The organism is Streptomyces adelaidensis (assembly GCF_016598475.1).
Taxonomy (GTDB): domain Bacteria; phylum Actinomycetota; class Actinomycetes; order Streptomycetales; family Streptomycetaceae; genus Streptomyces; species Streptomyces adelaidensis.
The window spans coordinates 1-812 of record NZ_JAEMUX010000269.1; the positions used below are offsets into that span (position 1 = coordinate 1).

2 protein-coding genes are annotated in these 812 nt (G+C 71.4%); both read right to left on the minus strand.

Annotated elements, in window-relative coordinates; all coding sequences use genetic code 11:
• Positions 1–126 precede the first annotated feature (126 nt).
• Entirely contained in the window at positions 127–477 is a 351-nt protein-coding gene (locus I8N67_RS41775; protein ID WP_200309614.1) for a hypothetical protein, read from the minus strand.
• Positions 474–812: hypothetical protein (locus I8N67_RS41780; RefSeq protein WP_234047134.1), on the minus strand; the 339-nt coding region annotated here is incomplete at its 5' end. The genes I8N67_RS41775 and I8N67_RS41780, both read right to left, overlap by 4 nt.

Genomic DNA, 812 nt, shown 5'->3' on the forward strand with positions numbered 1-812 from the left:
GGGTGCCCCTTCCGCCGCAGGTGGTGCAGGGGCGGAAGACGGTGGTGTGGCCGCCGTCTTGGGTGGGGGTGGTGTCGGGGTAGCCGCCTTGGCCGCCGCAGGTGGTGCAGGTGGGGCCGGTGTAGCTCATGCGGTCACCGCCGGGCGGCGGAGGTCGATGCCGGGCTGGTCGAGGACGGTCGCGGCTTGCCCGGTGAGGCGGACTGTCTGCCGCTGCATCCAGCCGAGGGCTTCGGTGTGGTCGCGGGCGTCGAGGATGGCGAGGGCGCGGCCGGGTCCGGTGGGTGTGGTCAGGATGGCGTAGCAGGTGCCGTGGGCGGGGGCGGTGACGGTTTCGACGGTGGCTTCGATGGTGGTCCATGTGCCGGGGGTTTCGTCGGCGAGGTGCGGGCCGTAGTCGGTGGTGATGTGGCCGTCGGCGTGGTGTTGGCGGAGGTAGTGCACGGTGGGGGTGGGGGTGGGCTGTTGTGTGGTCATGCGGTCGTCGCCAGGCGGCTGGTGCTGGTGAAGGCGCGGATGTCGGTGCCGTACTTCGGGTGGATGACGCGGGCGATGCACAGCGGCTGGCCGTTGCGGTCGCTGGTGTTCCACTCCTCGACGGTGGCGCCCTCGGTGCGGGCCTCGGCGATCTCCGCCACGGTCTCCTCGGTGGTGGAGTGGCCCCAGAGGCTGCCGAAGTGGTCGTAGTTCACGACGATGGTGGGGGTGAAGGCCAGCTCCAGGCGGCGCAGCGCGTCAGCGGCGGCTTGCGGGAGGGCTTCGGTCGGGCGGTGCTTGCGGATAGCGTGTCCCATCAGGGCCTGCTCCTTCGT